We start from the raw sequence: 13,669 nt of genomic DNA, 5'->3' as shown, positions 1-13,669 counted from the left end.
TTTTTGCTTTCTTAGAATTATGCAATCCGAAAAGCGCTTGATGTATTGTGAATATACAAGCTTTTCTCTTATGGGGAATAGAATAAATGAGAATGCATACCGCGAAAAAGGCGACAGTTTCCTCCCTGCAAGTTACCGTTTCGGCTCTTGCAATAGCTATCGCGACAGCAACCGGCGTAAACGCACAATCGGTTACCGTCACCGGAACCGTCAGCCCTACATTGACACCCAATCCTTCGCCGACCTGGACGGTTCCTAATTCATTGTATGTCGGCAACGGGACAGCAGGCACGCTTGCGATAGCAAATGGCGGAACTGTTGCCATCACACCAGGATACAACGCCGTCATAGGATATTTTGGCGGCGACGGCTTGATGACCGTCGACGGTGTCGGCTCGCGTTTTACTGCGGGTTATCTTTACATCGGCTACAAGGCGACAGGCACTCTGCGCATCACGAATGGCGGTAATGTTGTAGCCAATTCAATAGAATTGGGACACGTGCCGGTTCCAACGAGCGGGAATATCACAATTGACGGTGCCGGGTCCGCTTTGACTACAACTTATCTTTACGTCGGGGAAGATGGGCCAAGTTCTGTCACAGCAACAGGTGGCGGAAGGCTAACCACAAACGGTCAAACTTATATAGGACTGAGCCCTGGCGTTACAGGCACGGTAACAATCTCTGGCGCTGGCAGTACCTGGAACGCAAGCACCGGGCCCCATGTGGGAGAACGCGGCAATGGCGTCCTCACGATAAGTGATCAAGGCCATATGATTACATCTCAGCTGTATCTTGGGTACCAATCCGGTTCGCGTGGAGATGTGCAGCTAAACAGTTCGGGTGTATTGACCGCGCTCCAGATCCAGCGCGTCAACGGCGGGAGCCTTTCGTTCGATGGCGGCATTTTTCAGCTGGCAAATAGTCAACCCTCACTTTTCTCGGGGTTTGTTCCGGGGACCATCCTGTTTCAATCGCAAGGTGGAACCATTGACACTCAGTCATTCGATGTTGGCACACAAGCGGTCATGGGCGGCGTAGGCGGTCTGACCAAGACTGGTTCCGGAACGCTAACTCTCCGCGGCAATAACAATTACACCGGAGCGACAACGGTATCAGCGGGGACGCTCTACGTTATGGGCGACCAGACTGCGGCGACCGGCACGACAACGGTTCAGGCCGGGGCGACCTTGGGCGGGACCGGAATTATTGGCGGCGATGTCGCGATACAGGATAATGGCCAGCTGTCTCCCGGCCCTGCCGGCAGCACGCCTGGAACTCTTACTATCAACGGCGATCTGAATCTGAGCGCTGGGTCATCGCTGCAGTACAGCTTTGGTAAAGCAAATACCGTCGGCGGAGCCCTGAACGATCATACGATTGTCAAGGGTGATCTGGTGCTCGACGGCACGATCAACGTCGTCACAACACCGGGAGGCTCATTCGATACAGGCGTTTACCGGGTTATAAGCTATGACGGCGCGCTGACAAACAACATCCTTGACATTGGCACTATTCCCGCGAGCAACTACTACGTCCAGACGTCGGTCGACAAACAGGTCAACCTTGTCAACACGAGCGGTCTCACGCTCAATTTCTGGGACGTCGGACCGCAATTTAACGGGCAGGTCAATGGTGGCACAGGCATCTGGCAAAGCTCGGCGTCAGGTGGCCTCAACACCAACTGGGCAGAACAGACAGGCGTGATCAACGCCCCGTATCAGGACGGTGCTATCGCGATTTTCATGGCGACAGCTGGTACAGTAACTGTCGATGACAGTCTGGGCGCGGTAACGGCTTCCGGCATGCAATTCGCCAGCGATGGTTATGTTGTTGAAGGAGACGCCATCAGTCTCGTAGGTTCACCAACGTCAACTATTCGCGTTGGGGATGGCACGGAGGCGGGCGCGGCGTTCACTGCGACGATCAATTCGGCCCTGACGGGCAACACGCAACTTGTAAAAAGCGATTTAGGCACTCTCGTCTTGAATGGCGCGAACACCTATACGGGTGGCACCGCTATCCAAGGCGGTATCGTGCAGGTTTCTAACAATTCCAACCTTGGCGCAGCAGGCGGCGGCGTGACGCTTGATGACGGCACGTTGCGCACCACGGCGAGCTTCACGATAGATCGAGCGACGGAATTACAAGGTCTGGGCGGCACATTTGAAACCCTCGCAGGAACAGAACTCAATTATGCGTCCACGATCACTGGCGCGGGCAGCCTGACAAAGACAGGACTTGGCACCCTGAATATCAACGCTCAGAGCAACTATTCAGGCGCAACAACGGTCAACGAAGGAATTCTCGCTGCAGGGGGAGAAAACTATCTCAGCGGAGCTTCCGATTTTGAAGTGGCGGCGGGAGCGAAACTTGCCCTTAACGACTTCAGCCAGTCGATTTCTTCACTCAGCAATGCAGGCATAGTTGATTTCGGCCCCCAGGCTGGAACCAGACTCACCGTTACCGAAGACTATGTTGGCAACGGCGGCACACTTGCTCTGTGGACTGCTCTGGGTGGTGACAGTTCGGCTACGGACAGTCTCCTCGTAAATGGCAACACGAGCGGCACCGGGATTGTGGCCGTTAAGAACACCAATGGTACCGGCGCGCAGACTGTCGAAGGTATCAAAGTCATCGATATCCAGGGAGCTTCGGGCGCGACATTTACCCTGCTCGGCGAATACCAGACGCTCGACGGCAAGCAGGCTGTGAGAGGCGGGGCTTACGCTTATACGCTGGAAAAGAATGGCATTAGTACACCTACTGATGGCGACTGGTACCTGCGTTCACGTTTCATCCCTCCGCTCCAGATCCCAAACCCGGAAACTCCGGGAGTGCCGCAAGAACCCGACGCTCCCCGCTATCAGGCCGGCGTCCCCGTCTACGAGGCCTATCCGCAGTCTCTCCTCGCCCTGAACGGTGTTTCCACGCTGCAGCAGCGCGTCGGAAACCGCGTCTGGGCTGGCAATGGAAACAAGGTGATTGCTCAAGGGGCCGATGCGATCGAAACCCCTTATGCCGCACCCGAAGAAGCCGGCGTTCATATCGAAGGAAACGGGGTGTGGGGACGCGTGGAAGGGGCGCACAATCACATTGAGACTGGCCGCTCAACAACCGACGTCGATTATGACCAGAATATCTTCAAATTGCAGGCCGGCGTTGACGGCATGTTCATGGAGAATGAAAGCGGGAAGCTGATCGGCGGCGTGAGTGTCCATTATGCGCACGGGCTTACCAAAACCGCATCCATTTACGACACGTCGGTCGGCGGGGGCCGGATCAGTACAGAAGGATATGGCCTTGGCGGATCGCTTACCTGGTATGGCGAGAGCGGATTTTACGTCGATGCGCAGGCGCAGGCTACCTGGTACAACAGCGATCTGAGCTTTTCCGGAGGCAATCAGTCCCTCGTGGACGGCAATGACGGCTTTGGCTACGCGCTTTCCATCGAAAGCGGCAAGCGCTTTGCGCTTGATCCGGCATGGTCGCTCACGCCGCAAGCGCAACTGGTATATTCCAGCGTCGATTTCGATGATTTCAGTGAAGATATGACCGGCACTGCGGTTCATCTCAGCAAGGGCGACAGCCTGCAAGGTCGAATTGGCCTCACACTCGATCATGAAAGCTCGTGGCAGAATGCTAACGGCATGCTGAACCGGGCTCATGTATATGGCATCGCCAACCTCTACTACGAGTTCCTTGAGGGTACGAAGGTCGAGGTCGCAGATGTAAGCTTTGCTAATCGCAATGACCGTGCCTGGGGCGGTGTCGGCCTGGGCGGATCTTACAACTGGAATGACGACAAGTATTCCATTTACGGTGAAGGCCTGATCAACACCAGCCTTAACAACTTCGCCGACAGCTATTCGCTGAAAGGTAATGTTGGGTTCCGCGTGAAGTGGTAAAGGGCAGCAAAACGACGGACTCTCGGCAGTTTCCTCATGGGATGCCAAGCCTGTCGCCTCTGCCATAATCGCTTGAAACGTCTCCCCCTCCCTCGCTCTCCATTCAGCGCGGGAGGGGGCTGCCTTGGCCGTCGAGCCTCTTCCTCCGTCAGCTTACGCACCCTCTGACCGGAGCTATTTCTTTCCAGGTAAAACAACTGGCAGAGCATTCTGGGTGCTTTGGCGTATAATCATGGCAAGCTGGCCGCAATCTCTCTCATTGTATTTTCTATTACTAGCGCAGATCACAGCGTTAACAGCGTTTCCACTCTACTTCACTCGGCTGATTTCTCCCGTACGACAAGTTCATTTTTATATTTTCCTGTCGCTCCTCCTCCTCATCGGAGGTTTCATGGGGAATATTTATACAATGAAGATTGCTGACGGAATAATCATTTCTGGAGGCAACCTCTGCTATGGAGCATTTATGGCTACTGCCGTAATGTTCGTCTGGATTGAAAATGATTCCTTTATTCTAAAGCATCTGGCGCGCTTGGTTATCCTCGTAAACTTATTCAACGTTGTATTTTCTTTCCTCACAAGTTCAATCCTGCAAACGATCGGAATTATAAACCCGCACCACGTTTCTTTTCATTTATTTGAAGTTTCCACCCACCTTATCATCATTGGTGGATTCATGATTTTAATCGAACTTCTTATTCTATTCTTGATATTCGAGTTCTCCAAAAAACACATTGCCGATGAGCTCGTTAACGGGCTTATTTATATATGCGCTTTTGTTGCCGTGCTTGTACTGGATGGAGCGATATTTGAAATCATTGCAAGCGGTTCCAGCAAGGGCATCATTTCGCTTACTTTTGGAGGGCTTGCCGGGAAGATAATCGTGGCTGCTGCATTCAGCATATCGCTGGCCATATTCATGGCATGGCAACGCACGGCATTCAGAAATTATCTACGAGCCGACACGCTGCAATGGCGCCTTCTAACGATCAGCAGCACCGACCTTTTACTGGAAATGAAAGAGAAAGATCGGGATATACAACGTGGAGACACAATCTTCAGAAATGCATCCGAAGGCCTCGCGATCGTCGACGCGAGGGGTGTCATTCATCAAGCCAACGCTGCCTTCCACAAAATGGTGGAAGCCGGCAGAAACAATTTTTGGAATGTACGGACAGCATTCCGAAATAACGGCGCTCCGCTGGAAATTCCAACCCTGCAAGAAACCCAATGGCGCAACGAAGTGTCTTTTGGCAAAGCCGCAGAGCGAACAGGCATCCTCTCCATCACGCCAATCCGGGAGAAAGGCGAAGACATTGGCGCATATGTATATTCACTGACCGATATAACGGAGCAGAAAGAAACGCGCGAACAACTTCGCCATCTCGCGCTGTATGATCGACTGACGGGCCTCCCCAATCGTCGCTTCTTGGCAGAATCCCTCCGTGACATCGAACAAGAACACTATGCATTGGTCATAATTGATCTTGATGCGTTCAAGGACATTAATCACTCCTACGGATACGAAACTGGCGACCATGTTCTTCGTACAATCGGGAGCAGGCTTGAGGGCGAGCGCAATAAAACTATCGGCCCTTACGATCTGGTCTGTCGAATAGGTGGCGACAAATTCGCTATTCTGCATCTCTGCAACGACGCGACTTCAGCAACGAATACGATAGAGGCTATTCAGGCGATAGTTCGCCAAACCATACCGGTAACCAGTACCCTGAACCTGCATATGTCATGCACGGCGGGCGTGAGTTTTAAGTTTGGCTCGCAAAAATCCGCGTCCATCGAGGAAGCTGATGCTGCCCTGCACGACGCAAAGAATACTCGCCAAGGCAGCTTTTGCATCTACTCGGAACAACTCACCATCCGAAGCCAGCGCAAGGCCGCGCTCAGCATCAAATTAAGGAAGGCCATCGAAAACGGGGCCATTGAAGTCTATTATCAGCCACAGTTCGATGCTCGAACGCTTGAGCTAAAAGGGGCGGAGGCGTTGGCGCGCTGGACCGATATCGAGTTGGGTCCCATATCACCCGGTGAGTTTATTCCGATTGCGGAATCAACCGGATTAATTGTCAGTCTCGGCGATTATGTGCTTCAGAAAACATGCGCAGACGGACGAGAGTGGCTGGACAAGGGATTCAAGCCCATAACACTCTCGGTAAATCTGTCTGCCAAACAACTCGTGTCGGGCCACTTTACGTCCTTTTTGCGCTCCACACTGGAGACCACAAAATTCCCCGCTCAGTTTCTCGAACTGGAATTGACCGAGTCCATTCTGATCGATCAGGACAATGAAAATATTCGTCGTCTCTCTGAAATCCGCGAGGATGGAATCAGGATCGCCATCGACGACTTCGGCACTGGTTACTCAGCGTTATCTTATTTAAAGAACATACCCTGTGATTGCGTTAAAATCGACCGAAGCTTTGTCTGCAATATCGTAGATGACGACAGGCAGCGCAAATTGTTTGAAGGCATCGTTCAGCTGGCGAAAGCAATGTCCTACAAAATTATCGTCGAGGGCGTTGAAAACAACGAACAGCTCGAATGCCTCACCACAATGAACTGTGATCTTATTCAGGGATGCTTACTCTCACCGCCTGTATCGCGATTGGAGATTGAAAAGTTGCTCGCGCAACATTCGAAATCGTCCATAGAAGTTCCACAGAAGTAGTTTCACAACGGAACTGGGCGCCACGGTCTGACGACTGCATATGATTTTCCTTTGCATGGAATATGCAAATCGGATTAGCTCCGCCATGAACTGCGTGGAGGAGAGCATGAGGAACGTCCTTGTTACTGGCGGAAGTCGCGGCATAGGCCGGGCGACCGCTTTGCGCAGCGCCGCACAAGGTTGGTCTGTGGCTCTGAGTTATTCAGGGAACGAACAGGCTGCTCAGCAAACAGTGGCTGAAGCAGCGAAGCTCGGGGCGAAAGCACTGGCTATTCAGGGCGACATATCCGTCGAGCAGGACGTGATTGCCATGTTCGACAGGGCAGAAGCTGAGCTTGGCCCGTTGAAAGGCGTAATCCTGAATGCCGGTATCGTGGCCCAGACTATGCCGCTTGCGGAAATGAGTGCCGAGCGCCTGAAAACCATGTTCGACGTGAATGTTTACGGCACCTATCTATGTGCCCGCGAAGCGGCGCGACGCTTGCAGCCGGGCAGCGCCATCGTCATCGTTTCCTCCATGGCGTCACGCCTTGGTTCACCCTTTGAGTATGTGGATTATGCCGGAGCGAAAGGTGCGCTCGATACGCTCACCATCGGCCTGTCGAAGGAACTGGCGGCGAAGGGCATTCGCGTCAATGCAGTCCGCCCCGGCCTGATCGATACTGACATTCATGCCAGTGGCGGCAATCCGGATCGCGCGGCGCGACTGGGCGCCGCTACGCCGGTAGGGCGGGCCGGAAAGTCAGAGGAAGTCGCGGAAGCCATTTTCTGGCTGCTCAACGACGCCCCCGCCTATGTAACCGGCACCTTCATTGATGTTGCCGGTGGGCGGTAAGTCGCCCTCCGCTTCTATTTCTCGCGCAGCTGATAGGTTTCCGCAATATAGCGATAGCCCTCGCCTTCCCGCTTGAGATAGGCCAGCGCCGGAAACGGCATATGATAGCCGATGAACGGCAACCGGTCGGTTGCGATCATGTCGAACATGCGCTTGCGGGTCTGGACGGCGGCTTCCTTGTCAATGTCGAAGGAAACATGCCATTCGGGCCGCTGCAATGTGATGACGAAATGGTTTGCCGTGTCGGATATAAGCATGAGCGACTTACCACCCGTTTCGACGCGGAACGCCAGATGACCCGGCGTGTGGCCATAGGCCGCCACGGAATGAATGCCGGATACGACCTCGCTGTCATCGCCCAGAAACGTCATCTTCCCGGCCAGTGGCTTGACGTTCCTGGCCACCATTTCGGCAACGGTCTTTGCCGGGCTGTCGAGTCGGGCGGGATCAGTCCAGAAATCGAATTCCTTCTGTCCGGTGGCGTAGCGCGCATTGGCGAAGGCTGGCTTGCCGTCTTCCATCAAGCCGCCGATATGGTCAGGGTGGAAATGGCTCAGCACCACCAGAGACACATCATCAGCCTTGTAGCCCGATGCTTCAAGCGCACTGGTGAGCCTGCCCAATCCCGCCTCGCGGGCACCCGCCCCCTTGCCGGTGTCGAACAGGACGAGTTCCTTGCCCGTGTTGACAAGCACCGGCGTGAAACTGTTGACGAAACGGTCGGCTGGCAGAAGATTTTCCTCCAACAGCGCCGCGACTGCTTTCGGGTCCTGATCGATTGCATATGTCTTTTCGGGCGCTTCGCCAGCCCTGCGCCCATCGGAAAGCGTGGTGATCTCGAATTCACCGAACTGAAAACGATGAAAGCCCGGATTTTCTACCTGTGAAGGATTCTGCACTTTGGAACCGCCTGTTTCGGCTGCTGCCCTGGCAAGCTCCAGCGGCGACAAGGCCAGTCCGGCCCCGGCAGCAGATGCTGTAACAATGAAATTACGTCTTGAGATGGTCATCGATCGATCTCCCGGCATAATCTGTGGTTAAGAACGTCAGAATACGCGAAAAAGCTCCCTGATACATGGGATACGTGATCAAGTTTCTGTTGGCGGCCAAATTGACGACGCTCTTGCCTCACCGCCCGAGAATCATTATCTACGAGGCTGCGCGGGACGACCCGCGCCTGTGTTCGCATCGGGGACGGCCCCATAGGAGTGGGTCCTATGGCAGGGCTGATGATCGAACAATACGCAATCCAGCTCATCGTTGAACAGATGAAATCGGCAAGCAGCCGGTTAGAGCGTTTCGAGCAAAAGCGTGAAACGGTTTTGCGCCGGAAAAATTCGACAAAACCAATAGTTAGAGAAGTTCCGGCGATTCCGTTAAAACAGGAACCGCTCTAGCTTCGCCCAATCCGCACGCATCACGGGTGCACTGCTTCCGTTGCGTGCATCATGTCTCTGCGGGACGGACGGCCTTCCCGCTTCTTCAAACAACGGCGGGACGCCCCGTCAGAACCCTCAAGATGGAACATTAAAATGGCATGGATTTTTCTGGTACTGGCCGGGATTCTGGAAGTCGTCTGGGCTTATTTCATGAAAAAGTCGGAAGGCTTTTCTCTTCTGATGCCAAGCGCGATCACCATTGTAACGATGATCGGCAGCTTTATTCTGCTATCGATCGCCATGCGCAGCCTGCCGCTTGGAACCGCCTATGCGATCTGGACAGGCATCGGTGCAGTGGGTGCGTTTGTGGTGGGTATCTTCATTCTTGGCGAGGCTGCGACCTTCTTCCGGGTCGCGAGTGTGACACTGATCCTCGCCGGCATCATCGGATTGAAACTCTCATCCAGCTGATCCCGTCCGCCTGCAAAAGCAAAGGGAGGCGAAAGCCTCCCTCACATGGTCCGCAGTCGTTCAGCGCACCTGATCAAGAAGGCGCTTGCATTCCAGTAGGTCGAACAGGGCTTCCTGGAGGAGCGAGCGGTTGTCCTTCGATGGCCGCTTTCCGTCGGCTCCGATGGGACCGTCTTCCTCGCCCTTCAACAGGCCGAAAAGCTTGCGCGCCGGTTGCGGTGCCTTGATGCCGCTCGGCAGAGCCATTTCATTATCCGCCGCCTCTTCCGCAGCGCGCTTGTCAGCAGCGGCCTGCTTCTGGCGGGTGATCGCCTCAATGGCCTGAACGTCGCCATTGCCGAGCGCGATGATGAACTGCGCATTGTTTTCGCGCAGAAGACGCTGCACACCCTTGATGGTATAGCCCTGATCGTAGAGCAGGTGGCGAATGCCCTTCAGCAACTCCACATCGAGCGGTCGATAATATCGACGGCCGCCGCCACGCTTCATGGGCTTGATCTGGGTAAAGCGTGTTTCCCAGAAACGCAGCACGTGCTGCGGAAGATCCAGATCCTCCGCTACTTCGCTGATCGTCCTGAATGCATCAGGGCTCTTGTCCATTCCACTTGCCCTTTCCAGAGGTTCGGGTTTCGCCATTACGGCGCAACCTCGCCGATCCAGATAGTTCAACTCGCCAACGCAAACGCGCTTGCTACACCAAAGCCGTTTCAGCATCGGATTTTAAAGGACGGGAGTTAACAATCTCCAGCATGCAAAAAGGCACAACTCAACGTCATTCAAAACCGGACGGTGCTCAACGCAAACTCGTTCTGAAAAACTTGCCGCTTTTCAGAATTGCAATATTAGCAGAGCGATTCGCTCCGTAAAATCCATTATATAATATCAGAGCTTTATAAGCATCCCTTCACGCAAAACGGAAAGCAATGCAGCCTGCGCCTCGGCATATAAAGCCAGGCAACGGCATCCTGCGCCAAGCACAAACCGCCCCCCACACTTGCCCCTGGGGCAGGCACGGAAGGAACGTATGTCGACTTGAGGTGATGGCGCAAAAACAAAAATGCTGCCCTTTGGACAGCATTTCAGGAATTATTTCTGGCTTTTGGCTTCGCGCTTCTGGTGTTCCTGCAAGATACGCTGCTTGAGAACGTTCGAAGCCTTGAAAGTCATCACACGGCGGGGAAGAATTGGAACCTCCTCGCCTGTTTTCGGATTGCGGCCAATGCGCTCGTTCTTGTCGCGAACCTGAAATGTCGCGAAAGACGACAATTTCACGGTTTCGCCGTTGACGATAGCGTCACAGACTTCATCGAGGATCATCTCGACCAAAGCCGCCGACTCCGTTCTGGAAAGGCCTACCTTACGATAGACAGCCTCTGCCAGATCAGCTCGCGTGACCGTCTTACCTCCCATGACCAAACCTGCCTGGTTAGCGTTTGAACAGATAATATCCTTACGTGACAGGACGTTACACAAATAAAAGCGCAACGGTCAAGCCGCGAGTTCTCTCGCGGCAGATCAAATTTGCACTTACCAGCGCAACAGGACCGCGCCCCAGGTGAATCCGCCGCCCATTGCCTCCAGCAGCACGAGGTCACCCTTCTTGATGCGACCGTCGGCAACAGCGGTCGCCAGAGCCAGCGGAACTGATGCCGCCGAGGTATTGCCGTGGCGGTCCACGGTGATGACCACCTTGTTGTCGGCGATATTCAGTTTCTTGGCCGAAGCGTCGATAATGCGCTTGTTGGCCTGGTGTGGGACGAACCAATCGATATCCTCGGCAGTAAGGCCGGTTTCCGCGAAGGAAGCCTCGATAACGTCTGTAATCATGCCGACTGCGTGCTTGAAGACTTCACGGCCTTCCATGCGTAGGTGGCCGACAGTCTGGGTCGTAGACGGACCGCCATCCACAAAAAGTTTTTCCTTGTGATTGCCGTCCGAACGCAGATTGGCAGCAAGAACGCCGCGATCGGAAGTCAGCCCGTTGCCTTCGGCAGCTTCCAGAACCAGCGCGCCAGCGCCATCGCCGAACAGAACACAGGTCGTGCGGTCGCTCCAGTCGAGGATACGCGAAAACGTTTCCGCGCCGATGACCAGAACCCGCTTCGCCATGCCGCCGCGGATATAGAGGTCCGCTGTCGTGATGGCATAGATGAAGCCGCTGCAAACGGCTTGCATATCGAACGCAAAACCGCTCGTGATTCCAAGCTCCCGCTGGATCTCGACAGCACTTGCCGGGAAGGTGTGGTTGGGTGTGGAGGTGGCCAGAAGAACGAGATCGATATCGGTCGGCTGCAAACCGGCATTTTCGATTGCTGCGCGCGCCGCCGCCGTGCCAAGCGAAACCGTGGTTTCATCATCGCCCGCGATATGACGTTCGCGGATGCCGGTGCGCTGCACGATCCACTCGTCCGAGGTTTCGATAATACCTTCGAAATCGGTATTCTTCATGACCCGCTTCGGCAATGCCGAACCGATACCCCGCACGACAGATCTTATCATCTCTTATTTCCTGTCCTCAAAAGCGACCGAAGCATTTCCGCCTGAACGGTCGAGAATTCTGGCCCTGTAAATGGGCAAATGTTATTTCGCCGCTTCCCCGCCCTCACCGGACGAAACATGCGGATGACTGTGGTGGAAATGCGCCAGGTCGGCCTCGATCTTTTCCAGAAGGCGGTTTCTCACCATGTCATAGCCGACTTCCACCGCCGAACAGAAGCCCTCAGCGTTCGCGCCGCCGTGACTCTTGATGACGATGCCGCTCAAGCCCAGAAACACGCCGCCATTGACCTTGTTCGGGTCCATCTTTTCGCGCAGGCGATCAAACGCGCCCTTGGCGAAAACATAGCCGATCTTGGCAAGCAGCGTGCGGCTCATGGCCTGACGCAGCAGGGACGCCATCTGGCGCGCGGTGCCTTCGGCGGTCTTGAGCGCGATATTGCCGGTGAACCCTTCGGTCACGACCACATCCACCCTGCCCTTGCCGATATCGTTGCCTTCAACAAAACCGGCATATTCCAGCCCTTCCAGCGGCGTGTCGCGCAAGATCTGGCCAGCTTCCTTGATCTCGTCGAGACCCTTTACCTCTTCCGTGCCGACATTCAGGAGCCCGACGGTCGGCTTGCGCACCTCGAACAAGGCACGCGCCATACCGGCACCCATAACGGCATAATCGACAAGCTGGCGTGCATCGGCGCCAATCGTGGCGCCAATGTCGAGCACAATGCTTTCGCCGCGCAGCGTCGGCCAGATGCCCGCAATCGCCGGACGCTCCACGTCCGACATCATGCGCAGGCAGAATTTGGACATGGCCATCAACGCACCGGTATTGCCGGCGGAGATACACGCCTGCGCGTCGCCGGTCTTTACAGCCTCGATGGCCTGCCACATGGACGACTTGCCCCGACCGGCGCGCAGCGCCTGGCTCGGCTTGTCATCCATGCTGATGGCAACCTCGCTCGCGCGGAACTCGGACGCGGCCTTCAATTTTGGAAAGCGGGCCAGCACCGGCTCCACCTGCGCGGGGAGACCGAAAAATATGAAGCGAATGTCAGGATGACGCTCAAGCGCCTTCGCTGCGCCGGGGATGACCACTTCAGGGCCAAAATCACCGCCCATAGCGTCAATCGATATTTTGATCACTCTTGATTATTCCTGTGCGATCCCTGTCCCTGCCCTGCCCTTGCAGCAGACAGGTTTTCGGCGAAAATAGTGTTTTTGCGTTTCCGCACAACCAAATTCTATCAAACCACTGCGAATTACGGCTTCTTTTGCCATTCCGAAAGCTTGGCGAATGGCGAAACAGGCTTCTCGTCTCCCTCACTATCTCCAAAAACCTTCGGCTCGCTGTCTTCCGGCAGTCCGGGCTTGCGCGGATAAGGATCGATGGCGAGATCGAAGAACTCTTCTGCAATCGCACCCACATCAATCTTGTCGCCGACAAAAACTTCCGGACTGTCAGCCCCTTCCGCATCGAGCAGCATTTCGCCGCTTTCATCAAGCTGTATCCGCGCAAGCCGCGAATTTTCCGGCACGAAGATCGTGTCGACTTCTTCGGCGATGCTGTTGGTCAGCGGCTCCAGCGTCACGACGCAGGACTGAACGATTTCCGCATCGATGCGACCGCGCACCCGGATACCGTCCTTTTTCCAGGGCGTAATCAGAAATTCTGCGGCAAAAGCATTCACGGCCTCAAGTCCATGATCTGCCGCGAGCGCTGCGCGCTCTTTCTCATCCGTGCCTATTTTCACCGTTACGCCCTTTTGCGGCAGGTGAAGAACCGGAACAGGATAGGTAAGCGCCGGTTTATCAGTCATTCTCATTGGCCTTTTCAGCATTGTTCGTTGGCGCAAGGCCATCTTTGACGCGCATCTTGTCCCGAAAACCGCTTCAC

General features: G+C 54.8%; 11 protein-coding genes. 5 read left to right on the top strand and 6 right to left on the bottom strand.

The window, feature by feature from the left end; translation table 11 throughout:
* Positions 1-86: 86 nt before the first annotated feature.
* The 3 genes from AC0TNJ_RS02400 to AC0TNJ_RS02390 all read left to right on the top strand — a co-directional run bounded on the left by AC0TNJ_RS02400 (position 87) and on the right by AC0TNJ_RS02390 (position 7,429).
* Positions 87-3,908 (top strand): autotransporter outer membrane beta-barrel domain-containing protein, encoded by a 3,822-nt coding sequence (locus AC0TNJ_RS02400; protein WP_473770114.1) that lies wholly within the window; start codon positions 87-89, stop codon positions 3,906-3,908.
* Positions 3,909-4,140: 232 nt separating this feature from the next.
* The gene (locus AC0TNJ_RS02395) at positions 4,141-6,594 is read left to right on the top strand and encodes a putative bifunctional diguanylate cyclase/phosphodiesterase (protein ID WP_473770113.1); all 2,454 of its coding nucleotides are present in this window, start codon (positions 4,141-4,143) and stop codon (positions 6,592-6,594) included.
* 106 nt (positions 6,595-6,700) lie between these two features.
* On the top strand, positions 6,701-7,429 hold the full coding sequence (locus tag AC0TNJ_RS02390) for an SDR family oxidoreductase (protein WP_473770112.1): 729 nt from the start codon (positions 6,701-6,703) through the stop codon (positions 7,427-7,429).
* A 14-nt stretch (positions 7,430-7,443) separates the two neighbouring features.
* On the opposite strand, the gene AC0TNJ_RS02385 is transcribed toward AC0TNJ_RS02390, so the two are convergent.
* Entirely contained in the window at positions 7,444-8,439 is a 996-nt protein-coding gene (locus AC0TNJ_RS02385; RefSeq protein WP_473770111.1) for an MBL fold metallo-hydrolase, read from the bottom strand.
* A 207-nt stretch (positions 8,440-8,646) separates the two neighbouring features.
* Between AC0TNJ_RS02385 and AC0TNJ_RS02380 the strand changes: the two genes are divergently transcribed.
* Both AC0TNJ_RS02380 and sugE read left to right on the top strand, forming a co-directional pair.
* Complete coding sequence (locus AC0TNJ_RS02380; RefSeq protein WP_473770110.1) at positions 8,647-8,826, top strand: hypothetical protein; 180 nt, start codon at positions 8,647-8,649, stop codon at positions 8,824-8,826.
* A gap of 135 nt (positions 8,827-8,961) precedes the next feature.
* Positions 8,962-9,279 carry a quaternary ammonium compound efflux SMR transporter SugE gene (gene sugE, locus AC0TNJ_RS02375; protein ID WP_473770109.1) on the top strand — a complete coding sequence of 106 codons (318 nt, stop codon included), beginning with the start codon at positions 8,962-8,964 and terminating at the stop codon, positions 9,277-9,279.
* A gap of 60 nt (positions 9,280-9,339) precedes the next feature.
* On the opposite strand, the gene AC0TNJ_RS02370 is transcribed toward sugE, so the two are convergent.
* From AC0TNJ_RS02370 to AC0TNJ_RS02350, 5 genes are all read right to left on the bottom strand, one after another.
* A complete protein-coding gene (locus AC0TNJ_RS02370; RefSeq protein WP_121982684.1) occupies positions 9,340-9,879 on the bottom strand; it encodes a MerR family transcriptional regulator in 540 nt (179 codons plus the stop codon).
* 486 nt (positions 9,880-10,365) lie between these two features.
* Positions 10,366-10,689 (bottom strand): integration host factor subunit alpha, encoded by a 324-nt coding sequence (locus AC0TNJ_RS02365; RefSeq protein WP_006472791.1) that lies wholly within the window; start codon positions 10,687-10,689, stop codon positions 10,366-10,368.
* Between the two features lie 117 nt (positions 10,690-10,806).
* Positions 10,807-11,778, bottom strand: a complete 972-nt coding sequence (locus tag AC0TNJ_RS02360; protein ID WP_473767263.1) for a beta-ketoacyl-ACP synthase III — start codon at positions 11,776-11,778, stop codon at positions 10,807-10,809.
* An 81-nt stretch (positions 11,779-11,859) separates the two neighbouring features.
* Entirely contained in the window at positions 11,860-12,918 is a 1,059-nt protein-coding gene (gene plsX / locus AC0TNJ_RS02355) for a phosphate acyltransferase PlsX (protein WP_473767264.1), read from the bottom strand.
* 116 nt (positions 12,919-13,034) lie between these two features.
* Positions 13,035-13,592, bottom strand: a complete 558-nt coding sequence (locus AC0TNJ_RS02350; RefSeq protein WP_473770108.1) for a YceD family protein — start codon at positions 13,590-13,592, stop codon at positions 13,035-13,037.
* Between the last annotated feature and the right edge of the window lie 77 nt (positions 13,593-13,669).

The organism is Ochrobactrum sp. PL_is483 (assembly GCF_055816855.1).
This window is presented reverse-complemented; position numbering and strand designations above follow the sequence as displayed.

Bases quoted from the DNA above. Each gene is read 5' to 3' on its own strand.
- AC0TNJ_RS02380 (WP_473770110.1), top strand. From the start codon at position 8,647: ATGGCAGGGCTGATGATCGAACAATACGCAATCCAGCTCATCGTTGAA.
- AC0TNJ_RS02400 (WP_473770114.1), top strand. From the start codon at position 87: ATGAGAATGCATACCGCGAAAAAGGCGACAGTTTCCTCCCTGCAAGTT.
- AC0TNJ_RS02350 (WP_473770108.1), bottom strand. From the start codon at position 13,592: ATGACTGATAAACCGGCGCTTACCTATCCTGTTCCGGTTCTTCACCTG.
- AC0TNJ_RS02365 (WP_006472791.1), bottom strand. From the start codon at position 10,689: ATGGGAGGTAAGACGGTCACGCGAGCTGATCTGGCAGAGGCTGTCTAT.
- AC0TNJ_RS02385 (WP_473770111.1), bottom strand. From the start codon at position 8,439: ATGACCATCTCAAGACGTAATTTCATTGTTACAGCATCTGCTGCCGGG.
- AC0TNJ_RS02395 (WP_473770113.1), top strand. From the start codon at position 4,141: ATGGCAAGCTGGCCGCAATCTCTCTCATTGTATTTTCTATTACTAGCG.
- sugE (WP_473770109.1), top strand. From the start codon at position 8,962: ATGGCATGGATTTTTCTGGTACTGGCCGGGATTCTGGAAGTCGTCTGG.
- AC0TNJ_RS02370 (WP_121982684.1), bottom strand. From the start codon at position 9,879: ATGGACAAGAGCCCTGATGCATTCAGGACGATCAGCGAAGTAGCGGAG.
- AC0TNJ_RS02360 (WP_473767263.1), bottom strand. From the start codon at position 11,778: ATGATAAGATCTGTCGTGCGGGGTATCGGTTCGGCATTGCCGAAGCGG.
- AC0TNJ_RS02390 (WP_473770112.1), top strand. From the start codon at position 6,701: ATGAGGAACGTCCTTGTTACTGGCGGAAGTCGCGGCATAGGCCGGGCG.